Source organism: Falsiruegeria mediterranea M17, from assembly GCF_900302455.1.
Taxonomy (GTDB): domain Bacteria; phylum Pseudomonadota; class Alphaproteobacteria; order Rhodobacterales; family Rhodobacteraceae; genus Falsiruegeria; species Falsiruegeria mediterranea.
In genome coordinates, this window is sequence record NZ_ONZG01000011.1 from 37,108 (window position 1) to 59,193 (window position 22,086).

General features: G+C 59.2%; 23 protein-coding genes. 14 read left to right on the forward strand and 9 right to left on the reverse strand.

Annotated features, from left to right (window positions below; translation table 11 throughout):
* Positions 1–21 precede the first annotated feature (21 nt).
* The 5 genes from TRM7615_RS19230 to TRM7615_RS19250 all read left to right on the forward strand — a co-directional run bounded on the left by TRM7615_RS19230 (position 22) and on the right by TRM7615_RS19250 (position 5,927).
* Positions 22–2,844: a molybdopterin oxidoreductase family protein gene (locus TRM7615_RS19230; RefSeq protein ID WP_108790735.1), complete on the forward strand. Its 2,823-nt coding sequence runs from the start codon at positions 22–24 to the stop codon at positions 2,842–2,844.
* Positions 2,844–3,608 (forward strand): 4Fe-4S dicluster domain-containing protein, encoded by a 765-nt coding sequence (locus TRM7615_RS19235; RefSeq protein ID WP_108790737.1) that lies wholly within the window; start codon positions 2,844–2,846, stop codon positions 3,606–3,608. The genes TRM7615_RS19230 and TRM7615_RS19235 overlap by 1 nt, the downstream gene beginning before the upstream one ends.
* Positions 3,608–4,480, forward strand: coding sequence for a dimethyl sulfoxide reductase anchor subunit family protein (locus tag TRM7615_RS19240; RefSeq protein WP_108790739.1), 873 nt, complete (start codon positions 3,608–3,610; stop codon positions 4,478–4,480). The genes TRM7615_RS19235 and TRM7615_RS19240 overlap by 1 nt, the downstream gene beginning before the upstream one ends.
* Positions 4,481–4,587: 107 nt before the next feature.
* Positions 4,588–5,049 carry a carboxymuconolactone decarboxylase family protein gene (locus TRM7615_RS19245; RefSeq protein WP_108790741.1) on the forward strand — a complete coding sequence of 154 codons (462 nt, stop codon included), beginning with the start codon at positions 4,588–4,590 and terminating at the stop codon, positions 5,047–5,049.
* Positions 5,046–5,927 carry a sigma-70 family RNA polymerase sigma factor gene (locus TRM7615_RS19250; protein WP_108790743.1) on the forward strand — a complete coding sequence of 294 codons (882 nt, stop codon included), beginning with the start codon at positions 5,046–5,048 and terminating at the stop codon, positions 5,925–5,927. The genes TRM7615_RS19245 and TRM7615_RS19250 overlap by 4 nt, the downstream gene beginning before the upstream one ends.
* A 34-nt stretch (positions 5,928–5,961) precedes the next feature.
* Here TRM7615_RS19250 and dapA read toward each other — a convergent pair whose 3' ends face one another.
* Positions 5,962–6,834: a 4-hydroxy-tetrahydrodipicolinate synthase gene (dapA, locus tag TRM7615_RS19255; RefSeq protein WP_108790744.1), complete on the reverse strand. Its 873-nt coding sequence runs from the start codon at positions 6,832–6,834 to the stop codon at positions 5,962–5,964.
* Between the two features lie 133 nt (positions 6,835–6,967).
* Here dapA and TRM7615_RS19260 point away from each other — a divergent pair, with 133 nt between their 5' ends.
* Positions 6,968–8,950, forward strand: coding sequence for a lytic transglycosylase domain-containing protein (locus TRM7615_RS19260; RefSeq protein ID WP_108790746.1), 1,983 nt, complete (start codon positions 6,968–6,970; stop codon positions 8,948–8,950).
* Here the strand turns inward: TRM7615_RS19260 and TRM7615_RS19265 are convergent.
* Together TRM7615_RS19265 and mnmC2 are read right to left on the reverse strand one after the other, a co-directional pair.
* On the reverse strand, positions 8,909–9,745 hold the full coding sequence (locus tag TRM7615_RS19265) for a DMT family transporter (protein WP_108791063.1): 837 nt from the start codon (positions 9,743–9,745) through the stop codon (positions 8,909–8,911). The genes TRM7615_RS19260 and TRM7615_RS19265 overlap by 42 nt on opposite strands.
* Positions 9,746–9,780: 35 nt before the next feature.
* On the reverse strand, positions 9,781–10,446 hold the full coding sequence (gene mnmC2 / locus TRM7615_RS19270; RefSeq protein WP_108790748.1) for a tRNA (5-methylaminomethyl-2-thiouridine)(34)-methyltransferase MnmC2: 666 nt from the start codon (positions 10,444–10,446) through the stop codon (positions 9,781–9,783).
* A gap of 62 nt (positions 10,447–10,508) precedes the next feature.
* Between mnmC2 and TRM7615_RS19275 the strand changes: the two genes are divergently transcribed.
* Positions 10,509–11,543: an NAD(P)/FAD-dependent oxidoreductase gene (locus tag TRM7615_RS19275; protein ID WP_108790750.1), complete on the forward strand. Its 1,035-nt coding sequence runs from the start codon at positions 10,509–10,511 to the stop codon at positions 11,541–11,543.
* A 259-nt stretch (positions 11,544–11,802) separates the two neighbouring features.
* Here the strand turns inward: TRM7615_RS19275 and TRM7615_RS19280 are convergent, their stop codons facing one another.
* Positions 11,803–12,624 carry an HTD2 family dehydratase gene (locus TRM7615_RS19280; protein ID WP_108790752.1) on the reverse strand — a complete coding sequence of 274 codons (822 nt, stop codon included), beginning with the start codon at positions 12,622–12,624 and terminating at the stop codon, positions 11,803–11,805.
* Positions 12,625–12,662: 38 nt separating this feature from the next.
* Here TRM7615_RS19280 and TRM7615_RS19285 point away from each other — a divergent pair, with 38 nt between their 5' ends.
* Positions 12,663–13,058 carry a VOC family protein gene (locus TRM7615_RS19285; protein ID WP_108790754.1) on the forward strand — a complete coding sequence of 132 codons (396 nt, stop codon included), beginning with the start codon at positions 12,663–12,665 and terminating at the stop codon, positions 13,056–13,058.
* Here TRM7615_RS19285 and TRM7615_RS19290 read toward each other — a convergent pair.
* Positions 13,055–13,597: an NADPH-dependent FMN reductase gene (locus tag TRM7615_RS19290; protein WP_108790756.1), complete on the reverse strand. Its 543-nt coding sequence runs from the start codon at positions 13,595–13,597 to the stop codon at positions 13,055–13,057. The two genes, TRM7615_RS19285 and TRM7615_RS19290, sit on opposite strands and share 4 nt — an antisense overlap.
* Before the next feature lie 230 nt (positions 13,598–13,827).
* Between TRM7615_RS19290 and TRM7615_RS19295 the strand changes: the two genes are divergently transcribed.
* Positions 13,828–14,367, forward strand: coding sequence for a dihydrofolate reductase family protein (locus TRM7615_RS19295; protein ID WP_108790758.1), 540 nt, complete (start codon positions 13,828–13,830; stop codon positions 14,365–14,367).
* The gene (locus TRM7615_RS19300) at positions 14,364–14,924 is read left to right on the forward strand and encodes a TetR/AcrR family transcriptional regulator (RefSeq protein ID WP_108790760.1); all 561 of its coding nucleotides are present in this window, start codon (positions 14,364–14,366) and stop codon (positions 14,922–14,924) included. Before TRM7615_RS19295 ends, TRM7615_RS19300 begins: the two co-directional genes overlap by 4 nt.
* A 108-nt stretch (positions 14,925–15,032) precedes the next feature.
* On the opposite strand, the gene TRM7615_RS19305 is transcribed toward TRM7615_RS19300, so the two are convergent.
* The 3 genes from TRM7615_RS19305 to TRM7615_RS19315 form a co-directional block, all read right to left on the reverse strand.
* Complete coding sequence (locus TRM7615_RS19305) at positions 15,033–15,695, reverse strand: YiaD family glycine zipper/OmpA-like lipoprotein (protein ID WP_108790762.1); 663 nt, start codon at positions 15,693–15,695, stop codon at positions 15,033–15,035.
* 90 nt (positions 15,696–15,785) lie between these two features.
* Positions 15,786–16,517: a helix-turn-helix transcriptional regulator gene (locus tag TRM7615_RS19310; RefSeq protein WP_108790764.1), complete on the reverse strand. Its 732-nt coding sequence runs from the start codon at positions 16,515–16,517 to the stop codon at positions 15,786–15,788.
* A 256-nt stretch (positions 16,518–16,773) separates the two neighbouring features.
* The gene (locus tag TRM7615_RS19315; protein WP_108790766.1) at positions 16,774–17,625 is read right to left on the reverse strand and encodes a methylated-DNA--[protein]-cysteine S-methyltransferase; all 852 of its coding nucleotides are present in this window, start codon (positions 17,623–17,625) and stop codon (positions 16,774–16,776) included.
* A 125-nt stretch (positions 17,626–17,750) separates the two neighbouring features.
* Here TRM7615_RS19315 and TRM7615_RS19320 point away from each other — a divergent pair, with 125 nt between their 5' ends.
* The 4 genes from TRM7615_RS19320 to TRM7615_RS19335 all read left to right on the forward strand — a co-directional run bounded on the left by TRM7615_RS19320 (position 17,751) and on the right by TRM7615_RS19335 (position 20,629).
* The gene (locus TRM7615_RS19320) at positions 17,751–18,200 is read left to right on the forward strand and encodes a MarR family winged helix-turn-helix transcriptional regulator (protein ID WP_108790768.1); all 450 of its coding nucleotides are present in this window, start codon (positions 17,751–17,753) and stop codon (positions 18,198–18,200) included.
* Between the two features lies 1 nt (position 18,201).
* On the forward strand, positions 18,202–18,834 hold the full coding sequence (locus TRM7615_RS19325; RefSeq protein WP_108790770.1) for a cysteine hydrolase family protein: 633 nt from the start codon (positions 18,202–18,204) through the stop codon (positions 18,832–18,834).
* Between the two features lie 164 nt (positions 18,835–18,998).
* Positions 18,999–19,643, forward strand: coding sequence for an endonuclease III (gene nth / locus TRM7615_RS19330; RefSeq protein WP_108790772.1), 645 nt, complete (start codon positions 18,999–19,001; stop codon positions 19,641–19,643).
* Positions 19,640–20,629 (forward strand): adenosine kinase, encoded by a 990-nt coding sequence (locus tag TRM7615_RS19335; RefSeq protein ID WP_108790774.1) that lies wholly within the window; start codon positions 19,640–19,642, stop codon positions 20,627–20,629. The genes nth and TRM7615_RS19335 overlap by 4 nt, the downstream gene beginning before the upstream one ends.
* Positions 20,630–21,564: 935 nt before the next feature.
* Here the strand turns inward: TRM7615_RS19335 and TRM7615_RS19345 are convergent.
* Positions 21,565–22,050, reverse strand: a complete 486-nt coding sequence (locus TRM7615_RS19345; RefSeq protein WP_108790778.1) for an RNA pyrophosphohydrolase — start codon at positions 22,048–22,050, stop codon at positions 21,565–21,567.
* Positions 22,051–22,086: the final 36 nt, after the last annotated feature.

Below are 22,086 nucleotides of genomic sequence, written 5' to 3' on the forward strand. Positions count from 1 at the left end.
CGCCCAACAGAAGGACGCCAGATGACAATCCAGCAACCTAAGATCGACACCTCGCCCAAGGTCTCGGACGAGATCCGGCAGACCACCTGCTATATGTGCGCGTGTCGATGCGGCATCAACGTTCACATGAAGGACGGCAAGGTCGCCTATATCGAAGGCAACCGCGACCATCCGGTGAATAAGGGTGTTTTGTGCGCCAAAGGGTCGGCGGGCATCATGCAGGTGAACGCCCCCTCGCGCCTGAAGGCGCCAATGAAACGGGTTGGCCCGCGTGGGTCGGGGGAGTTCGAAGAAATCAGCTGGGACGAGGCGCTGGATATCGCTGCCGGCTGGCTGGAGCCGATCCGCAAAACCAACCCCGAAAAGCTGGCGTTCTTTACCGGTCGCGACCAATCGCAATCCTTCACCAGCTTCTTTGCTCAGAACTTTGGCACGCCCAACTACGCAGCCCACGGCGGCTTCTGCTCGGTCAACATGGCGGCGGGCGGCATCTACACCATGGGCGGCGCGTTCTGGGAATTTGGTCAGCCTGACTGGGAACACACCAAACTGTTCATGCTGTTCGGTGTAGCCGAAGATCACGATTCGAACCCCATCAAGATCGGCATTGGCAAGATCAAGGCGCGCGGCGCACGGGTGATCGGCGTCAACCCGATCCGCTCGGGCTATAACGCGGTGGCCGACGATTGGGTCGGCATCACGCCCGGCACCGATGGTCTGTTCATTCTGTCGATGATCCACGTGCTGATGAAAGCGGGCAAGATCGACCTGGATTACCTCAGCCGCTACACCAACGCGCCGGTTCTGATCGACGCCAGCGAAGGCGCGACCAAGGGCCTGTTCCTGCGCGATGCAGATGGCAAGCCACTGGTCATCGACCGCAACACCGGCGAGCTGACCGCGTTCGACAAACCCGGCGTGCGCCCTGACCTGTCTGCGACTTACGAAAAAGACGGCGTCACGCACCGCCCTGTGTTCCACGGGATGGTCGAGCGATATCTGTCCGACGAATACGCGCCCGAGGCCGTGGCCGAGCGCTGCGGCATCCCCGCCGAGCGTATCCGCGCCATCGCGGGGGAACTGGCCCGCGTCGCCTTTGACGAGGCGTTTGAGCTGGACCAAGAGTGGACCGACTTCCGCGGCGAGAAGCACACCAAAATGATCGGTCGCCCGGTCTCGATGCACTCGATGCGCGGTGTTTCGGCCCACGCCAACGGCTTCCAGACCTGCCGCGCCCTGCATGTGCTGCAGATCATCCTGGGCACGGTCGAGGTTCCCGGCGGCTTCCGCTTCAAGCCGCCTTACCCCAAACCGGTCGAGGCGCACCCTGCCCCGCACTGCAAAGTCACCCCTGATGCGCCGCTCGATGGCCCACACCTGGGCTTTGTTCGTGGCCCGGAAAACCTGGCATTGAAAGAAGACGGCAGCCCGGCGCGTATCGACAAGGCGTTTACTTGGGAAAACCCGATGTCCAGCCACGGGCTGATGCATATGGTAATCTCGAACGCGCATGCGGGTGATCCCTACAAGATCGACACGCTGTTCATGTACATGGCGAACATGTCGTGGAACTCGTCCATGAACACCAAAGGTGTCATGGAGATGTTGACCGATAAGGATGAGAGCGGCGAATACGTCATCCCGCGTATCATCTATTCCGACGCTTACAGCTCGGAAATGGTGGCCTATGCCGATCTGATCCTGCCCGACACCACCTATCTGGAACGGCACGACTGTATCTCGCTTCTGGATCGTCCGATCTGCGAGGCCGACGCAGCAGCAGACGCCATCCGCTGGCCGGTGATCGAACCCGACCGCGATGTGCGCGGCTTCCAGACCGCTCTGGTGCAACTGGCCAACAAGATGAAACTGCCCGGTTTCACCAACGAAGACGGCAGCGCCAAGTATCAGGACTATGCCGACTACATCGTGAACCACCAGCGCAAGCCGGGCATCGGCCCGCTCGCAGGTTTCCGTGGTGAAAACGGTGACAAGGAAGGCCGGGGCGAAGTGAACCCCGAGCAGCTGGACCGCTACATCGAAAACGGCGGGTTCTACGTGGCCCACATCCCGGATGGTGCGGATTATTACAAACCCTGGAACACGTCCTATCAGAACTGGGCCGTGGACATGGGTATCTATGACAGCCCGCAGCCCTATCTGTTCCAGCTCTATTCCGAGCCGATGCGCAAATTCCAGCTGGCCGCCGAAGGTCATGGCGACCGCCAGCCCCCGGATCATCTGCGCGAGCGGATCAAGGAAAAGCTGGACCCGATGCCGATCTGGTACGAAACCGATCAGCACGGCAACGAGGGCTTTACCGTCAACGCGCTGACTCAGCGTCCGATGGCAATGTACCACTCGTGGGGCACCCAGAACGCCTGGCTGCGCCAGCTGCACGGCCGCAACCCGCTGTATGTGCCGACCAAACTGATGCGCGAGAACGGTCTGCAAGACGGTGATTGGGCCAAGGTCACCTCGCCCCACGGTGAAATCACTGTGCCGGTGATGGAGATGGCGGCGCTGAACGACAACACCGTCTGGACCTGGAACGCCATCGGCAAGCGCAAAGGTGCCTGGGCGTTGGAAGAAGACGCGCCCGAAGCTACCAAGGGCTTCCTGCTCAACCATCTGATCCACGAGCTGCTGCCCGCCAAGGGTGACGGCCTGCGGTGGGCCAATTCGGACCCGATCACCGGTCAGGCCGCATGGTTCGACCTGAAGGTCAAAATCGAAAAGGCAGGCGCACCCGAGGATCTGGCAGAAAGCCAGCCGGTCTTTGAACCGATCAAATCACCGGTGGGAACCGGTCCCAAGAACCTGGCGTGGAAGGTAGGCAAATAATGACCCAACTCCCCCAATCCACTGACCGCAAAATGGGTCTGGTGATCGACCTGGATACCTGTGTCGGTTGCCACGCCTGCGTGATCTCGTGCAAAGGCTGGAACACCGAAAACTACGGTGCGCCATTGTCGGATCAAGATGCTTATGGCTCGGACCCATCGGGCACATTCCTGAACCGTGTGCACAGCTTTGAGGTACAGCCCGAACAGGGCCACGCGCAGCTGATCCACTTCCCCAAATCCTGCTTGCACTGCGAAGACGCGCCCTGCGTCACAGTCTGCCCCACCGGGGCCAGCTACAAGCGGGTCGAGGATGGCATCGTTCTGGTCAACGAAAGCGACTGCATTGGCTGTGGCCTCTGTGCGTGGTCGTGCCCCTATGGCGCGCGCGAGTTGGACGCGACCGAAGGCGTGATGAAGAAATGCACCCTGTGTGTTGACCGGATCTACAACGAAAACCTCGAAGAAGTTGACCGCGTCCCGTCCTGCGTGCGGACCTGTCCAGCCGGTGCCCGTCACTTTGGCGATCTGGGCGACCCGAACAGCGACGTATCCAAACTGGTCGAAGAGCGTGGCGGCATGGACCTGATGCCCGAACAAGGCACCAAACCAGTCAACAAATACCTGCCGCCCCGTCCCAAGGACACGATCGAAGAACAAATCGACATTCTGGCCCCCTTGCTGGCCCCTGTGGCCGAAGAGCCCCAAGGCTTCATGGGTTGGCTGGACAAAGCCCTCGACAAACTCCCCGGAGGTAACGCCTGATGCATCCCGCACCTTCAGTTATCGTATTCACCACCCTGTCGGGCCTGGGCTTTGGCCTGCTGATGTTCCTTGGCCTGGGTTTTCCGGCTGTCACAGGCTGGGTCGCCTTTGTCTTCTTTGCCATCGCCTATGCGCTGGCGGTTGGCGGGCTAATGGCGTCGACCTTTCACCTGGGTCACCCGGAACGCGCGATGAAGGCTTTCACGCAGTGGCGCTCCAGCTGGCTCAGCCGCGAGGGCTGGTGTGCAGTCATCGCCCTGCTGGTCATGGCGCCCTATGGGGCCGGTCTGGTGTTCCTGGGCGAGACGTACACCGCTCTGGGTCTGATCGGTGCGCTGTTCAGCTTGCTGACGGTCTTCACCACCTCGATGATCTACACCCAGCTCAAAACCATCCCGCGCTGGAACATGAAACTGACCCCGGCGATGTTCCTGTCGTTCTCGATCGCAGGCGGCGCCTTGCTGGCCGGTCAGGTCAACGCGGCCATGATCCTGCTGGCCATCGCCGCGCTGGTGCAGCTGGCCTATTGGAAACAAGGCGACGAGGCATTCGCCAACTCGGGCACCGACATGGGCACGGCAACGGGTCTGGGCTCACGCGGCACCGTGCGCGCATTTGAACCGCCGCATACCGGCACCAACTATCTGCTGCGCGAGTTCGTGCATGTGGTGGGCCGCAAGCACGCGGCCAAGCTGCGGGTCATCTCCTTCGTGTTGGCCTTTGTCCTGCCGATTCTGATCCTGCTGATCTCGCCGCATCACTTTGGTGCACTGATCGCGGTGCTGTCGCACCTGGCCGGGATCGCCACCTCGCGCTGGCTGTTCTTTGCCCAGGCCGAACATGTCGTCGGCCTCTACTACGGCAAACGCTGAATTCTGAAAAAGAGCCTCGGTTTCGAGGCTCTTTTTTTCGCGGGGATGTCACAAACACACGCGCTGCTCCGTCCTGTTGGTATGTGACCCAACAACAGGAGCAAACCATGCACCCACGTCCGAACCCTTTTGCCGCCGCCCCGACCCTGATGCAGCCCATGCTGGATATGGAAGAAGCGGTCAAAGCCTCGCCCCTTGATCATGGCCTGATCGAGTTGGTCAAACTGCGCGTCTCGCAGATCAACGGCTGTGCATATTGCATCCACATGCACACCCACGACGCCCGCGCGCATGGTGAGAGAGAGGACCGGATGCACCTGCTGAACGCCTGGCGCGAATCCCCGCTCTATTCCGACAGGGAACGTGCAGCCCTTGCATGGGCCGAGGACCTGACCCGCATCGACCGGACCGGCGCACCGGATGCGACCTACACCGCCATGACCGGGCATTTCGACGAGGTCGAACAAGTTGCCCTGACCCTGCTGATCACGACGATCAATGCGTGGAACCGGATTGCCATCGGCTTTGCCACCCCGCATCCTGTTGAACAGGAGGCCTCTGCCACGTGACCCACCCCCTGACGGACATTCAAGATCAGGCATTTGTCGATTTGCAGCCGCGTTTGTTCGCGGTTGCTTACCGTATGCTGGGCACCGTCAGTGATGCCGAGGACATCGTGCAGGAGGCATATCTTCGCTGGCAACGCGCCGATCAGGAGCATGTGCAAGACAGCACCGGTTATCTAATTCGGATCACGACGCGGCTGTGTCTGGATCATCTGCGCGCCGCCAAGACGCGGCGCGAAGCCTACACCGGGGAATGGCTGCCAGAACCGCTGGTGACCGATGACGCAACCGAACGGTTGGACCGCGACGTGTCGATTGCGCTGCTGCTTTCACTGGAGCGTCTGACCCCGCTGGAGCGAGCGGCCTTCCTGCTGCATGACGTGTTCGAACACAGTTATGATGAGCTGGCCTTGGCGCTGGATCGAAATGTCGCTTCTTGTCGACAGCTTGTGAGCCGTGCGCGCAAGCATGTGCAGCAGAACAAGCCCCGCACGCGGGTCGATGACGCCACAGAACGCGATATGATCAACGCGTTCTTTTCGGCGGCAAAGAGCGGGGATACGGGCGCTCTGACCCAACTGCTGGCTCAGGGGGTGCGCCTGCATTCTGACGGTGGCGGCAAGGTTCTGGCCACTCTCAACCCGATCCTTGGACGAGACAAGGTCATCCGCTTCTTTGTTGGTTTGGCGCGCAAGACGGCGGGCTATCCGGGGCTTCGCTGGACAATGTGCGAATTGAACGGGCAGCCCGCGATCGTCAGCCGAGAACCCGGTGGCATTCTGCAAGCGGCGTCATTTGAGATCGAAGAAGGACGGATTGCCAAGATTTACATGACCCGCAATCCCGACAAGACCCGGCATCTTGCCCAGGTCTTGGAGTAACCCCCGTCGCGACGGGCAGCGGGGGTTTTGATTCTTACAGAAGGCCTGCGTGCGCCATGGCCGCGTCGATGGCAGCTTTGGTGCTGTCTTCCAGACCGGTCAACGGCGAGCGGACCTCTTCGCTGCACAGGCCCAGTTTCGACAGGCCGTACTTTGCGCCGACCAGACCGGGCTCGATAAAGATCGCCTCGTGCAGCGGCATCAGCTTGTCCTGATACTCCAACGCCTTGGCATAGTCGCCCGCCAGTGTCGCCTGCTGGAACTCGGCACAGAGTTTCGGTGCCACGTTGGCCGTGACCGAGATGCAGCCCACACCACCATGCGCGTTGAAGCCAAGCGCGGTGGCGTCCTCCCCCGACAGCTGGCAGAAGTCCGCGCCGCAGGACGCGCGCTGCTGGCTCACACGAGCGATGTCGCCAGTGGCATCCTTGACGCCCACAATGCGTGGCAGCTGGGCCAGCTCACCCATGGTGTCCGGCGTCATGTCGACGATCGAACGGCCGGGGATGTTATAGATGATGATCGGGATTTCGGCGCAGTCATGTGCTGCGGTGAAATGCGCCACCATGCCGCGCTGTGTCGGCTTGTTGTAATAGGGCGTCACGACCAGAGCTGCATCCGCTCCAACACGCGCTGCAAACTCGACAAAGCGAATCGTCTCGACAGTGTTGTTCGACCCGGCACCGGCAATGACCGGCACGCGGCCAGCGGCAGCTTTGACCACCTCGGCAATAACTGCTTCGTGTTCGTCATGGCTCAACGTCGGGCTTTCGCCGGTGGTCCCGACAGGTACAAGGCCGGTCGAACCTTCGCTGATCTGCCATTCCACCAGGTGTTTGAGCTTATCCAGGTCCAACTCACCATTGAGGAACGGGGTGACGAGGGCTGGCATAGAGCCTGTGAACATTGGGATGCTCCCTGGTTGGCAACGCGGGCAGAGGCCCGCCGAACTTGCATTCTTTCGGGATTGTGTGTTGATCCCGGCCGAACACGGCTTAACGTAAAAGGCTCTAGCCTTGGTTGATCGGGAAATGCAAGTGATGACGCGCGTTCTGGCCGCTGTTATGGCCCTAATCCTGCTTGGCACTGCAATGTTGGGCTCTGCCTGGGCAGGTCCGGTCGATGATCTGAAGCTTGGGCTCAAGGAAATGCGGGCCGGCGATTGGAACGAGGCGTTGCGCGTATCGGGCCGCCGGGGTTCTGTGCCACGCGACATCATCGTCTGGCATTGGCTGCGCAAGGGGTTCGGAACCTCGGGCGATGTGGTGGTGTTTCTGGAACGGCGACCTGATTGGCCAGGCTTGGACTTCCTGCGCCGCAAGAGCGAGCCGTCCTTCACCAACGCCGACCCGGATCGGGTGCTGAAATTCTATGCCGAGGTGCCACCACAAACAGCCGAAGGCGCGCTGAACTATGCCGCCGCCTTGATGGCCAAAGGGCAGCGCGGCGATGCCGAGGCGGAACTGGTCAAGGCCTGGCGCACAATGCCGATGGGCAGCGGGTTACAAAAGGACTATCTGGAAAACTTCGACAAGCTGCTGAAACCGCATCACGCCGCACGGCTGGACCGGCTGATCTGGGACGAGCACATGATCAGCTCGAAACGCATGCTACCGCTGGTCAGCGAAGGGCAACGCAACTTGGCCGAGGCGCGGATCGCCCTGTTCGAAATGGCACCTGGGGTGGACACCAAAATCACGGCGATCCCAAAAGAGCTGATGGGTTCGCCCGGGCTGGCGTATCAACGCTTTGTTTGGCGCGATCGCAAGGAACTGGATGAGAGCGCCGTTGATCTGATGCTGGAACGCTCGACCAGCCCCGAGGCATTGGGCGAGCCCGACAAATGGGCTCCGCGTCGGCGCAGATTGGCGCGACTGGAAATGCGGCAGGGCAATCACCAGCGGGCCTATCGCGTTGCCGCGCGTCACCACATGACGCCTGAAATGGGCTATGCCTATGCCGATCTGGAGTGGCTGGCCGGTTTCATTGCGCTGCGCAAACTGGGCGATCCAGCAACCGCCGCCAAGCATTTCGAAAACTTCGATGCCGCCATCGCTTCGCCCATCTCAAAGGGGCGCGGCGGGTATTGGAGGGGGCGCGCCTATGCCGAGATGGGCGACATCGACAAGGCGCAAGCGGCCTATGCGGATGGGGCAAAGTATCAAACGTCGTTCTATGGACTGTTGGCGGCCGAACAGATCGGGCGCGAGTTTGATGCGGACCTGGCGAATCCCCCAAAGAACCCGCCTTGGCGCGAAGCCCCTTTCATGAAGACCAGTGTGCTTGAGGCCTCTCTTCTGCTGCTGAGCGCAGGTGAGGCCAACCTTGCCGAACGGTTCCTGACCCATCTGGTCGAAGATCTGCCGCCGGAACAGGCCGCCCAGCTGGGCGATATGGTCATCGACATGGGTCAACCCCACTTGGCCGTCATGATCGCCAAACGCGCAGCGCGCAGCGGTCTTGTCATTCCGGCGGCCTACTATCCGCTGCACCCGGTGGCCAGCAAAGAGCTGCCAATGGCCGAGGAAATGACCCTTGCCATCGCACGGCGCGAAAGTGAGTTCGATCCCGTTGTCATCAGCGGGGCCGGCGCGCGTGGATTGATGCAGGTGATGCCGGCCACAGCCAAGCTGGTGGCCACCGATCTAGGGTTGCTCGGCGGGCACAAGACCGACCGGTTGACGCGGGATTGGGAATACAATGCCGTGCTTGGGGCCAACTATCTGGCCGGTCTTGCAGGTGATTTCGTCGGCAACGTGGTGATGATGTCGGCGGGCTACAACGCAGGTCCCCGCCGACCTATTTCTTGGATGGAGCGCTTTGGCGATCCGCGCACAGGCACGCCGGACATAATCGACTGGATCGAACACATCCCGTTCAACGAGACCCGCAATTACGTGATGCGCGTGACAGAAAGCCTGCCGGTTTACCGCGCTCGGTTAGGTAAGGATCCCCTGCCCATCCCGTTCTCGAAAGAGCTGTCAGGATCGACTTTGCGCGCGTTCGCGCCAGAGAGTGAATAGACCCGCCCCCACGATCAGTGCGGTGCCGATGACCACGGCGTCGCGCAACGTCTCGCCAAAGATCGCAATGCCCAGCATCGCAGCCCACAATAGGTGGAAATAGGCAAAGGGCTGCACCGCGCTCGCTTCGGCCATTTCATAGCATTTGATCAGCAACCAATGCCCGGACACGCCCGAAATGCACAGCAATGCCATCCAGCCCCAATCTGCAGGTTCCATCGGTTCCCAGAACCACATCCCAATTGCGGTCATGACCACGGCCCCCGCGATACCGGTCCAGAAAAATGATGTCGCAGTGCCGTCCTTGCGCGCGGCATAGCGGGTGAGCAGGCCATAGAGTGCAAACATCAAGGCCGAGATCAGCGGAATAATCGCCGCCGGATTGAACACGCCCATCCCAGGTTGCAGAATGATCAGTACACCTATGCAACCAACCCCGATCGCAGCCCACCGGCGCCAACCGACTTTCTCGCCCAAAACGGGCCCGCTAAGGGCCGCAACAAGAAGCGGGTAGCAGATGAAAACGGCCTGGCTTTCGATCAAGCCAAGGATGGTAAAGCCATAGACAGCGACGCAGATCTCACCCGCCAACAAAACCCCGCGAAAAATCTGCAACAGCAGTTGGTCAGTTCGCGCGGCCTCGCGCACGCCACCGGGCGCACGCGCAGCCAAAGCCACAACAAAGGCAGCAAAGAACCAATAGCGGATCATCACCACCATGTAGGTGTTGTAGGTGCCCGCCAGATGGCGCGAAATGCCGTCCTGCAGGGCGAAAACCACAGTTGCGCCCAGCATGAGGCCAATGCCCGCAGGGATGTTGTTCTTTTGCGTCAATCCAAAACTGCCCGTGTCATATGCCGTTTGCGTCCGTATCCAGGGCTGCGTGTGACGGTAAAACCCGCCGCCTCAAGCCCCCTGCGCACAAAACCTGCTGCGGTATATGTGGCAGCTGTGCCGCCCGGTGCTGTATGGTTTGCGACATGGGCCATCAAATCCGACTCCCAAAGTTCGGGGTTCTTGGCGGGCGAGAAACCATCAAGGAACCAGGCATCCGCCTTTCCCTCCCACCTTGCCAGCGTATCGCGGGCATCCCCCTGGATCACCTCAATCTGAACCGTGTCCAGATCACAAGGCTCACCGGTCCAGGCATCAAGGAACCGCGTGGCATAGTCCGACAGCTCGGGAAAGGCTGCCAAGGCGCGTTCCATGTCGACGGCGTCCATGAGGAAGGCCTCGAAACTGGTAAAGCGCAACGGCGTGGTCTGTCCCGATTGCTCCCAAGCGGCCCAGGTGGTCAACATGTTCAACCCGGTGCCAAAACCAAGCTCGGCTATATGGAAGCCGGGTGCAAACCGCGCAGGCAGGTCGTTGCCCGCCAGAAACACATGTCGCGTCTCCTCCAACCCGTTCTGGAGCGAAAAATAGGGATCATCAAATCGGTCAGAGACGGGGATGGTCTCGTCTTTCCAACTTAACTGAGCGTGCTGGTCAGCCATGCTATTATCCCCTAAGTGCTGGTGAAACAGCGCGACACTGACGAAGGCGGCAGAAATTGGCAATGGCAGATGTGACGATACGTGGGGCCGGGATCTTTGGCCTGTCCATCGCTTGGACCTGCGCGCAACGTGGCGCAAAGGTTCAGGTGATCGACCCATTTGGCCCTGGTGCAGGGTCCAGCGGCGGGCTGGTCGGGGCCTTGGCTCCGCATGTCCCCGAGAACTGGAATGCCAAGAAAGCCTTTCAATTCGACAGTCTGATCATGGCCGAGGGGTTTTGGTCTCAAGTCGAAGCGGTTGGCGGTGTATCGCCCGGATACGCACGCCTTGGACGGCTGCAACCCATTGCGGATGCCCGCACGCTGGACCTGGCGCACAAGCGTTCTGAGACGGCCAAGGCGCTGTGGCAAGGCAAGGCGGTCTGGCAAGTCATGGCTGTGTCGGACATGGGCGGCTGGTGCCCCCCAAGCCCTACGGGCTTCGTCATCCATGACACTCTGAGCGCTCGGATGCATCCGCGCCAGGCCTGTGCGGCGCTGGTCGCGGCGCTGCAAACTCTCGGCGTCGAAATTGAAGCGGAAGGAGTGGACGAAGGCCAGGTCGTGCATGCGACTGGCGTGGTAGGCTTGCAAGAACTGTCCCAGGCCATGGGCAAAACGGTCGGCAATGGCGTCAAGGGACAAGCCGCCTTGTTGCGATTTGACGCCGGAAAGGTCCCACAGCTCTTTGCGGATGCACTGCATTTCATCCCGCACGCAAACGGGACATTGGCGATCGGGTCGACCTCTGAACGGGAATTTGACGCGCCGGATACGACGGACAAACAGCTGGACGATGTGCTGGACCGCGCCGTTCAAACTCTACCTTTGTTGCATGGGGCAGAGGTTATCGAACGCTGGGCGGGCGTCCGCCCTCGATCCAAAAGCCGGGCGCCGATACTGGGGGGGCATCCCTTGCGCCCAGGCCAGTTCATCGCCAATGGTGGCTTCAAAATCGGCTTTGGCATGGCTCCCAAAGTGGCCAATGTGATGGCCGATCTGGTTTTGGAGTCGCGCGACGGTATTCCCGAGGATTTCCGACCAGAAAGAAGCCTGTGACGTGCGTCATTCGAAAGGACACCGTGTGAGGCGGGGGCGCTCCCGCCCGTCGTCAATTTTTCTGACGAAAAACCTCCTCCCGTTGGGCCCGGCCTCGCTTCGCTCGGCAGTTGGCGACTTTGGCAAAAACGGCACGCCAGACGGTGCCGCGCCGCGCGTAGCGCGGCGCCCGGCCCAAGTCCGCTAGCCGGGCTGACGCAGTCAGGATGGCTCGGGCGCGGGAGCACCCCGCCGTTGACTTACTCGCAATACGCGAGGCTCAAGCAATCGGGGCGGCACGCGCCTGCATGCATTGGCGTCCGTCCGGTCCTCGAACCCATAGGTCATTGCCGCTAAGACAGAACTCCGCCTGTTCGAAATGCATCAAAGGGGACGAGGCGCGGAACGAGAACGTTGCCAGCGGCCCCAACACTTCGGTCGCAAGCAACATCAGTTTCTGCGCCAGAAGCGGGCCGTGCACCACAAGCCCTGAGTAGCCTTCCACATCGCGGGCATAATCCAGATCATAGTGGATCCGGTGCCCATTGAAGGTCAGTGCCGAATAGCGAAACAGGAAAGTTGAATCGAAACGGGCAGCTTGCATGTCAGTTTCATCTGTGCGCGCTGAAGGCGGGACAGGTTTTGGCGCATTTTCGAGGGGATCTTCGCGATAAACCAGATCCTGCCATTCGCTCAGGCACAACACACCATCCTGCCAGATGTCGTGCCGCAGGGTGACAAAGGCCAGCGGCCCTGTACGCCCAACCTTTGACGTGACGCTTTCCAGAACGGATCGCCGTTCTGCCGCAACCCCAGCCCGCAGAGGCGCCGAGAATGTCAGTCGCCCCCCAGCCCACATCCTTCGCGGCAACCCCATGTCTGGTATCAACCCGCCCCCCACCAGCGGATGACCGTCGCGTCCCAGCCCATCGGGTGGACGTGGGGTCCAGAAATAGAGCTGATGAAAGAAAGGAGGGAGGGGTGAACCGGTCGCAGTTGTGGGGTCTTGCCCCAAAGCGACCTGAAACGCGGCCGCGCGGGCCGGATCCATCACGTCGCCTTGGATCTCGGTCTGAGTTTCTGTCTGGTCAGTCGATGTCATAGCAGGCACTTTATGCAGATCACCGCAAAGGACAATCCATGCCTGACGTTTCCACACTCGATCACCTGGTTCTGACTGTCGACGATATTCCCGCAACAGTCGCCTTCTATTCGAATGTTCTGGGAATGCAGGCCGAAGAATTTCATCCAGCGGACGGGTCCACTCGTACCGCGCTCAAGTTCGGAAATCAAAAAATCAACCTTCACCCCGCCGAGCGTCCCTTTGAACCAAAGGCGCAGCACCCCGCACCCGGCTCAGCCGACCTGTGTTTTCTCACGAATCAAACGTTAGAGAACTGGACCCGCCACCTATCGCAGTTGGGCGTCCCAATCGAAGACGGGCCGGTCGCCCGTACAGGAGCAACCGGCCCGATCATGTCTCTCTACATTCGTGATCCCGACGGCAATCTGATCGAGATCGGAACCGTTGCCTAGCGCGCGATTTCGGCCCGCAACTTGTCCATCAATGCCTGCAGCGTCTTGGTGTACTGCGCGCTGGACAGCTGACCGTTCTCGTCAAACTCGTTCGAGCTATTCGCCAGATGAACCTCCGGACCTTGCAAAATGCGCGGTTGGAACGGGACCATGAAACCGCGCAACACCATCTGCGCGCGCTCACCGCCCGCCCGCCCGGCGGCAGCTGACATAACTGCAACCGGCTTGTCCGCCCAAGGGTTCGACCCAGTGCGGCTGACCCAGTCCAACGCGTTTTTCAGAACACCGGACGGACCCTTGTTGTATTCAGGGGTCGAAATCACGACTGCATCGGCGGCTGCGATTTGATCGACCAACGCTTGAACTGCGGCTGGAACGCCCTCTGCATCCTCAAGATCTCCGTCATAAAGCGGCAGGTTCAGATTCGCCTCGACATAGGTCTGGGCATCAAACAGGCGCGCGGCCTCACGCAGCAGCTTGCGGTTTGTTGCATCTTTGCGCAGCGAGCCTGACAGGCCCAAAAGAACGGGTGCGGACATCTTGAATAACTCCGGTTTTGTAACTGTGCCCTATTTAGCAAGCCGTGGTTCAGGACCAACCCCAACCCGCGCGCAGGGGCTGTTCGAAATTTCGCAGGACGAAGAGAACGTGGCGTAATGACAGTATTCAAACGCACTGAGGGGTGCTGCGGGCTCTGTCCGCATCTCTGCCTTGACCTTGAGTTGACTATTTTTTTATATGCCGTATAAATATTAATCACGGGGCGCACATGACAACTGGACACATCATGATGGCGATGACCTTGGACGGGTTTGTCGCGCGAAAGGATCACGCTCTTGATTGGTTGTTCAAACAACCCTCCGGCAACGAGGATCATGGGTTTGTCGATTTCATGGACAGCGTTGATGTGTTGGTGATGGGAACCGGATCACTTCGTACGGTTCTGGGGTTTGACATGTGGCCGTACGACAAACCCGTCGTTGTCCTTAGTCGGAGCATGACAAAGGACGACCTGCCAAGCGACCTGCGCGACAAGGTCGAGTTTTCGACCGCTGCACCAAAAGACCTTTGGGAGAGCTTTGCCGAACGAGGGTTCGAACGCGTTTATGTGGATGGCGGAGCAATCATTCAATCGTTTCTAAAGGCCGGTCTTATCAACGATATGAAAGTCTCCATGATTCCAATTCTGATTGGTGATGGCATCCGGATTTTCGGCGACATAGACCACGATATTGATCTGGAATTGCAATCTGCGACCAGTTTCCCGTCCGGATTGGTCGATTTGGTCTATCGGGTCAAAACTGAATGAACGCCCGCTCTAAGGTGGGACGTCCGAAAGCTTCGGACCAGAAAATCTCCAAGGCCCGAATTATCGAAGTCGCTCTGCCGATCGTCCAACGAGACGGCATTGAGGCGCTGAGCTTTCGCACATTGGCGGATCAGTTGGGTGTCACGCCGATGGCCGTCACCTATCATTCCGGGAGCAGGCAACAGCTTTTGGCTGACTTGGTGGCAGTAGCGTTCAAAGACACCCTGGGTCAGGTCGACGGGGCAACGGCATCAGATCGGGTACGGCAAATCCTGACCGCGTACTACACCCGGGCCCTTGCGAACGCGCATCTACTGCGTGCAGTTCTAAGTGACCCCTCTTTGATGAGTGTCGATCTGAAACATGTGACCGGCGCATTGGGAACATGCACAAAAGACCTGAATGACGGCGATGCTGGCAGTGTTCTGTTGCACCTACTCATCGACTACACGCATGGATTTGTTCTTTCGGCAGCAAGCGACGAAACTGACACGTTGACGATTGATGACTATCTGCGCGGGATAAATTGGGTCTTGGATCGAGCACGACGCACCTAGCCCACGACCAGAGAAATCGATCCCGCCGCCGAGGCGACGGGAAAGTGGCATGTCCGCAATTCTGGCTTGGTCCGGATCACGTCAGCACGTGATCCATCAAGGCAAGCCTCACGCGTTGGTGGGGATGACCACGATTTCGACCCGGCGGTTCTGGGCCTTGCCCGCCTCGTTCAGGTTCGACGCAATCGGGTCATCTTCGCCCCGACCGATGGTAGAGATCCGATTGTAAGGCACACCACCGGCCTGGATGACATCAGCCACCGCATTGGCGCGTCGTACAGACAGGCCTTGGTTGTACTCTGCGGCACCGTCGCTGTCAGTATGGCCGATGATCTGGACGCTGCTTTCAGGATACTTCAGCAGGTTCTGCGCGACCTTGTCCAAGTCGGATTGCAAGGCAGGCCGCACCGAAGAGCTGTCGGTGTCAAAAGTGATGTCATTTGGCACCGAAACGATCAGACGGTCACCGGTGTTGGTGATGGTAATCCCATCGTTGGCCAGTTCCTGCCGAAGGTCAGCGGCTTGTTTGTCCAGAACTGACCCGATTGCGCCACCCGCCAAGGCACCAGCAGCCGCGCCAACAATCGCCGATTTGGCGGACGAACCGGTAATGGCACCAATGCCCGCACCCAAAATACCACCGGCGATGGCCCCCTGTTTGGTGTTCTGCTTGGGATCGGTTTGAACGCCCAATTGCGCCGGATCGGTACACGCGGCAAGGGTAACAGCCGCGCCCATCAGCACGGCCAACGAGGTTTTCGAGATCGACATAGGGTCACCTTCTGCTCAACGGCCCTTGTTCACAGGGCTTTTCCTTATCCCTACTATATCATGTTTTGTTGGCGCGCACTCAACCGACAATCAATTGATTTCGGCGGTTCCTTGCGCATTGGGTGTTGGATCAAAGGCTCTGTCACGGTCTTCCCAACGGTTCTGCTGATGCCAGACCTCGCGCAGCGCAGCACCTTGTCCGACGAACCGCTGCTCCAGCCAGTCGCAAGCCCAAATGCGATCGGTACGAAAGTGGCGGAACCCACCACGCAGCTCGCACCAAGCAGCCAGCATGGTGCATTCCAGATGATAGATCAGCGCCACGGGGCGTACGACACGTTCCGTTTCCTTGTTTGCTTCGTCCCGGTACGTCAACCGCAGCTTTTGCTCTTGCCGGATGGCTGAACGCAGACCCGATTTGGACACGCAGCCCCGTTCGGCATCGTCCAACGGGGCGCCCCAAGGCGCCACTTGCAGCCATTCCGCCGGGTCGTGCAGATCCTCGATCTTTTGACAAATCCGTTTGGCTGCCTGTTGCAAGGCGCTGTCCCCAGTGCGCTCGAGCATCGACAGACCGACCCGCAACGCCTCCAACTCTTCCAGATCGAAGTTCAGCGGCGGCAGATCATACCCACGTCGCATCAGATAGCCCAAACCCGCCTCGCCCTCGATCGGGGTTCGCATCGCCTGCAACGCCGCAATGTCGCGGTAGATCGTGCGAACCGAAACCTCGAGCTGTTCGGCCAGCGTATCCGCCGTCACCGGCCCAGGCGCGGCGCGCAGGATCTGAATGATTTCGAAAAGGCGGTTGGATCGATGCATCTGAGTCTCCGAGATGATCCTGACACCTTAGCACACCCCACTGACAACCGGATGTCAGGAGGCATCTGTTTTTCTCCGTCAAACACGTTTGATTGGAGAGTGCAGATGTCTTCTTATGACCACACAACGCTGATGACCCTGGGCCTGGACCATTGGAGACGCCCGCGTCCGCCGAAATCCTGGGAAATCGAGCGCAACGAAATTGCTGAACGGAAGGAAGCCAAACGCCCCCAAACACACGCACCAAAACCCCGGATCAAGCTTCGGCTCTGGCGGCCTCATAGGCCAGCATCGCCCGTTTGACAGGCAGCCCCCAATGATAGCCACCCAAGCCACCAGATTTACGCAAGGCGCGGTGGCAGGGGATAATCCAGCTGATCGGGTTGCGACCCACTGCGGTGCCCACTGCACGAACTGCACGTGGGTTGCCGATGGCCTCGGCGATCTCGGAATAGGTGGTGACCTGACCGGATGGGATGCGCAACAGCGCCTCCCATACCTTGATCTGCAAGGGCGCGCCGATCAGATAGAGCGGCGTTGGCTCCAGCCGATCGCTGGCGGCATTGAACATGTTCAAAACCCAGGGGCGCAGCCTCATCGGGTCTTCGATAAACTCGGCCTTGGGCCAACGCGACAACAGATCCTCCATTGTCGCCTCGGCCGTGGTTTCGGCCGCAAAGCCAACCCCGCAAATCCCCTTGTCGGTGCCCATGACCAACGCGGGACCAAAGGGGCTTTCGAACCAGCCCCAATAGATCACAAGACCCTGCCCATGGCGGGCGTAGTCGCCGGGGCTCATCGCCTCCCACCGGACAAACAGATCATGCAGGCGACCGGTGCCAGATAAACCCACGCTATGCGCGGCCTCAAGCGTGGTGAAATGCTCCTGCAACAATGCCTTGGCGTGGCCGAGGGTGAGGTATTGCTGGTACTTCTTGGGCGACACACCGACCCACCGTGAAAACAATCGCTGAAAATGCGCGGGGCTCATGTTCATCTGACCCGCCAGCTGTTCAAGCGACAGGTTCCCCTCGCCCTGATCAATCAGTTCGATGGCCCGACGCATGACGCCATAGTGATAGCCCTCTTCTCCGGTGCGCATGTTCATCACGATACCCTTTCACTTATTGACCTCACAGTAGCGAACTCGACCGCTGTAACGCGACCCGGAACTTGCGCAAGTATTCGTCAACTCAGTTGACGAATCAGAATTGGGTAATCTAGGATCCCGGTATGACCCAAACCCTCGATCACCTGTACCAAGCCGTTCAGGCCACCCGCCCCTTGCTGCGCAACATCACGGCAGCCGTTGAACAAGGCAGCCGCCGACACGGAGTAACCGTCGGGCAACGCGCCATCCTGGAAGGCCTATTTTTGCACCCGGATGCCACCGCCCCTTTGCTGGGTTCGGAATTGCAGATGAAGCGCCAATATGTGGCTCGCGTTCTGCAAGAAGTCGTCACAGCGGAATTGGTTGAAAAACTGCCCAACCCTGATCGTGCCCGATCATGGCGATATCGACTAACTGCCAAGGGAAAGGATGTCATTTCAGCCATCCGGGCTGACGAAACATCCAAATTGATCGCATTTGCCGAGGGGCAGACCACCGAAGACCTTAACGCATTCTGCAGGCTGCAAATCACCTTGACGCAGTATTTTGCTTTGCTCGCCAAGGAGAGCTGAAATGACAATCATCTGGATCGTAGTCGCAGCACTGACAGCCTGTGTCCTGTACGTGATCTGGGATATCCGGAGGATCGGCAAGCCGACAACCGGGCCACAGATCAACCTGTCTGCGCGCACAGAAACAGCCCTTTTGGTGATAGATATGCAGGTGGACTTTACCACTCTGCCCACCTGGACAGAGAGCGACTTGCAGCAAAACTTTGCGCAAATCTCAGCTTCGACATCAAATGCCCAGCACTCTGGTATGCCCATCATCGTAGTCCGACACGTATTCCAGGGGTGGCTGGCCAACCTTTTGAATGGCTTGTTCAACAATGGCCGCGGAAACAATGGGTCTGATGGGCTGGGGCTTGACCCTAGACTGAGCCTGACACCAAGCGCCGAGTTCGTGAAATCAGTGGGCGATGCGTTTTCTGTACCTGAGCTTGACCGATACCTGGCCGAGCATAATGTCGGGCATTTGATCCTGACGGGGCTGGATGGCTGCCATTGCGTCAACAAGACCGCACAAGGCGCGCGGAACCGCGGGTATCAGGTCTCGATCGATCCCGCAGCCGTGTTGGCCGCCAACCCGAAACAGTGGTCGAAAGTGAAAGACGATCTTTCGACCGCAGGCGTCGAGTTCTTGTAACCGACCCAACCAAAACGACTTGAGCGCCAGAACAGCCCAACACTTTCATTTCGGCAAGCACAGGGACCAGCCGTGTTCTTCCTGCCGCAGGGTTCAGGGTTCTTTTATGCGATGTCCGCCTGAACGGCTTTACCCAAAGCGCCACCCACGGCATTAAGGCCATCATGGCAAAGCAACTTGATTATCATACGATCCGCGAAATTTTCTCTCGGTTCCAGGCAGCAGAGCCAGAGCCCAAAGGGGAGCTGGAACATGTGAACGTCTACACCCTGGTCGTTGCGGTAGCGCTGAGTGCGCAGGCGACGGACGCAGGTGTGAACAAGGCAACGCGGGAACTGTTCAAGATCGCGGATACACCGCAAAAGATGCTCGACCTGGGCGAAGAGGGTCTGACCGAGCATATCAAGACCATTGGTCTGTTTCGCCAAAAGGCCAAGAACGTGATCAAGCTGAGCCGCATTCTGGTTGAGGAATACGGCGGTGAAGTGCCCAATTCCCGCGCGGCGCTACAATCGCTGCCGGGGGTGGGCCGCAAGACGGCCAATGTTGTTTTGAACATGTGGTGGCATCAACCTGCGCAAGCCGTGGACACTCATATCTTTCGCGTCGGCAACCGATCTGGTATCGCGCCGGGAAAAGACGTCGATGCCGTGGAACGCGCCGTCGAAGACAACATTCCAGCTGACTTTCAGCTTCACGCCCATCACTGGCTGATTTTGCATGGCCGGTATCACTGTAAAGCGCGCAAGCCGATGTGTGGCACCTGCCTGATCCGCGACTTGTGCATGTTCGAGGACAAGAACCTATGAAGACCTATCAACTCGTCGGGATCGGTAATGCCGTTGTGGACGTAATCAGCCAATCCGATGACAGCTTTCTTGATCACATGGGGATCGAGAAGGGGATCATGCAGTTGATCGAACGTGAGCGCGGCGAAGTTCTCTATGCAGCGATGGCAAACCGGGTTCAGACGCCGGGTGGCTCGGTCGCCAACACTATCGCGGGCGCCGGTGCGCTTGGGCTGGATGCAGCATTCATCGGCCGGGTGCATGACGATGCTCTGGGGCGTTTCTATGCCGATGCGATGAACGAGGATGGCGTCGATTTCGTCAACCCGCCAGTGCCGGGCGGTGAGTTGCCTACGTCGCGTTCGATGATTTTTGTCTCGCCCGATGGTGAGCGGTCGATGAACACCTATCTGGGCATCTCGTCCGAGCTGAGTTCCGATGACGTGTCCAAGGATGTGGCGGGCAAGTCGCAGATCATGTTCCTAGAAGGCTACCTGTTCGACAAGGACAAGGGCAAAACCGCGTTTCTCGAAGCGGCACGGGACTGCCACGAGGGCGGCGGCAAAACGGGCATAGCCATTTCCGATCCCTTCTGTGTCGAACGTCACCGCGCCGATTTCCTGTCGCTGATCGAAAACGAACTGGATTTCGTGATCGGCAACGAGGACGAGATCAAGTCACTGTTTGAAACAGACGACCTGGAGGCAGCGCTGGCCAAGACCGCCGAAATCTGCCCGCTGGTGGTCTGCACCCGTTCGGGCGATGGCGTATCGGTGTTGAGCGACGGTCAGCGGATCGACGTGCCGGTTGAAAAGATCGTTCCTGTCGATGCCACGGGCGCAGGGGATCAATTTGCGGCAGGGTTCCTGTTCGGCTTGGCCACGGGACGCGATCTGGAAACCTGTGCCAAGATCGGTTGCGTCTGCGCGCGAGAAGTCATCAGCCACATCGGGCCCCGCCCCGAAGCCAACATGCAAGACCTGCTGCGCGACGCAGGCCTGCTGTAACTGGGGGTGCACCCGCCCATCGTCGATGCCCCTCACGGGGCATCTCCTCTGGTTGGGCCGGCGCTGCGCGGGGCTACTGCCCCCCGCAGCGCGGTTGCCCCCAATTGATGATGTCAGTGGACTCAATTCTCGTCTTTTCTTGGAACGCACCACACCCGGGCCAAGCGCACGCTGAGATCTGGATCGCAATTAAGCGCAAGTAGTCCAGCACACTCACCGGTGAAGCCGCGAAATTCGCTCCAACTCGGGCGACGAATCCAGATACAATCACCTGCCCCTTCGCGTCGAACCGTACTCCAAGTGGATTTCGAACACTTGCGCGTTCCGCACCTGCCACATCAGCGCCCAAAATCGAGGTCGGCCAGCCCCATAACCTGACGTTGGAGCAACGCGCTTTAGGCCCACAGTTTACGCGGGGTTCGTCAAAACGAAGTTTGGCCAGAAATCCCGTACCCAATGTCGTTGAGCCCAAGGATATGCCCCAAAAGGCACCCAAGCGGACGAATACAAGGCACGATCAACAAAACCCGCGCCTTGGAGTCGCAGATTGCGGCCACGAAAAAGTGCCATCACCAGAATCACGACCCCCGCGTCGCAATTGTTGGTCCCGTGAGGCTGCTCTTAGTCACGGTCGAGCCTGTACGTCTCAACCTATTGCAAATCGATCGGATGGGCGATCATGCACGCCCTGGTCAACTGCGGCGACAGGCACAGGACTACATGGTCTGCACTTTGCCGATCGATATGTATCTGACGTATCGGAAACGCTGACAAAGGCTGATGATCCTCTGCACGACCAAGCGGCCGAGCAGCTTCAGCCCAGCATCCCTTTTTCTGCGGTTTGAGTTTCGGTAAAGCGCGCGCCTAGCCAAATCGCAAGCTCAATCAGGGTTAACTCTTTCAATGCTTCTTTGATCTGCGCACATATTGCGGCATCACTTGAGGTGATCTGCAAAAAGCTCGAGTACTTGGGCATAGACCTCGCGCTTGAACGGCACGATCTCATCAATCAAATGGTCGGGTTCTTGCCATTTCCATTCGGTGAATTCCGGGTGCTCGGTTTGGATATTGACCTGATCGTCGGTACCCGTAAAGCGCAGCAGGAACCACTTCTGCTCTTGCCCGCGATATTTGCCTTTCCAGATCTTGGGCACGATGTCATGAGGCAGGTCATAGGGCAGCCAACCGTCGGTCTCGGACACCACCTCGACCAGATCCGCCGTCACACCTGTCTCTTCCCACAGCTCTCGCAGGGCCGCATCGCGGGGATCTTCGCCCGTGTCCACACCACCTTGGGGCATCTGCCAAGCGTCCTTGTACCGATCGCTACGCTGCCCGACAAAGACTTTGCCGTCGACATTCATCAACATCAGCCCGACGCAGGGTCGATAGGGAAGTTTGGCGATTTCGTCGGGGGTCATGGCTGCCTCTTCGTTACTCGAAAGTCAGTCTAGCAA

Coding starts and splice junctions, on each gene's coding strand:
- TRM7615_RS19230 (WP_108790735.1), top strand. CDS start 22: ATGACAATCCAGCAACCTAAGATCGACACCTCGCCCAAGGTCTCGGAC.
- TRM7615_RS19235 (WP_108790737.1), top strand. CDS start 2,844: ATGACCCAACTCCCCCAATCCACTGACCGCAAAATGGGTCTGGTGATC.
- TRM7615_RS19240 (WP_108790739.1), top strand. CDS start 3,608: ATGCATCCCGCACCTTCAGTTATCGTATTCACCACCCTGTCGGGCCTG.
- TRM7615_RS19245 (WP_108790741.1), top strand. CDS start 4,588: ATGCACCCACGTCCGAACCCTTTTGCCGCCGCCCCGACCCTGATGCAG.
- dapA (WP_108790744.1), bottom strand. CDS start 6,834: ATGTTCACAGGCTCTATGCCAGCCCTCGTCACCCCGTTCCTCAATGGT.
- TRM7615_RS19260 (WP_108790746.1), top strand. CDS start 6,968: ATGACGCGCGTTCTGGCCGCTGTTATGGCCCTAATCCTGCTTGGCACT.
- TRM7615_RS19265 (WP_108791063.1), bottom strand. CDS start 9,745: ATGCTGGGCGCAACTGTGGTTTTCGCCCTGCAGGACGGCATTTCGCGC.
- mnmC2 (WP_108790748.1), bottom strand. CDS start 10,446: ATGGCTGACCAGCACGCTCAGTTAAGTTGGAAAGACGAGACCATCCCC.
- TRM7615_RS19275 (WP_108790750.1), top strand. CDS start 10,509: ATGGCAGATGTGACGATACGTGGGGCCGGGATCTTTGGCCTGTCCATC.
- TRM7615_RS19280 (WP_108790752.1), bottom strand. CDS start 12,624: ATGACATCGACTGACCAGACAGAAACTCAGACCGAGATCCAAGGCGAC.
- TRM7615_RS19285 (WP_108790754.1), top strand. CDS start 12,663: ATGCCTGACGTTTCCACACTCGATCACCTGGTTCTGACTGTCGACGAT.
- TRM7615_RS19290 (WP_108790756.1), bottom strand. CDS start 13,597: ATGTCCGCACCCGTTCTTTTGGGCCTGTCAGGCTCGCTGCGCAAAGAT.
- TRM7615_RS19295 (WP_108790758.1), top strand. CDS start 13,828: ATGACAACTGGACACATCATGATGGCGATGACCTTGGACGGGTTTGTC.
- TRM7615_RS19300 (WP_108790760.1), top strand. CDS start 14,364: ATGAACGCCCGCTCTAAGGTGGGACGTCCGAAAGCTTCGGACCAGAAA.
- TRM7615_RS19305 (WP_108790762.1), bottom strand. CDS start 15,695: ATGTCGATCTCGAAAACCTCGTTGGCCGTGCTGATGGGCGCGGCTGTT.
- TRM7615_RS19310 (WP_108790764.1), bottom strand. CDS start 16,517: ATGCATCGATCCAACCGCCTTTTCGAAATCATTCAGATCCTGCGCGCC.
- TRM7615_RS19315 (WP_108790766.1), bottom strand. CDS start 17,625: ATGAACATGCGCACCGGAGAAGAGGGCTATCACTATGGCGTCATGCGT.
- TRM7615_RS19320 (WP_108790768.1), top strand. CDS start 17,751: ATGACCCAAACCCTCGATCACCTGTACCAAGCCGTTCAGGCCACCCGC.
- TRM7615_RS19325 (WP_108790770.1), top strand. CDS start 18,202: ATGACAATCATCTGGATCGTAGTCGCAGCACTGACAGCCTGTGTCCTG.
- nth (WP_108790772.1), top strand. CDS start 18,999: ATGGCAAAGCAACTTGATTATCATACGATCCGCGAAATTTTCTCTCGG.
- TRM7615_RS19335 (WP_108790774.1), top strand. CDS start 19,640: ATGAAGACCTATCAACTCGTCGGGATCGGTAATGCCGTTGTGGACGTA.
- TRM7615_RS19345 (WP_108790778.1), bottom strand. CDS start 22,050: ATGACCCCCGACGAAATCGCCAAACTTCCCTATCGACCCTGCGTCGGG.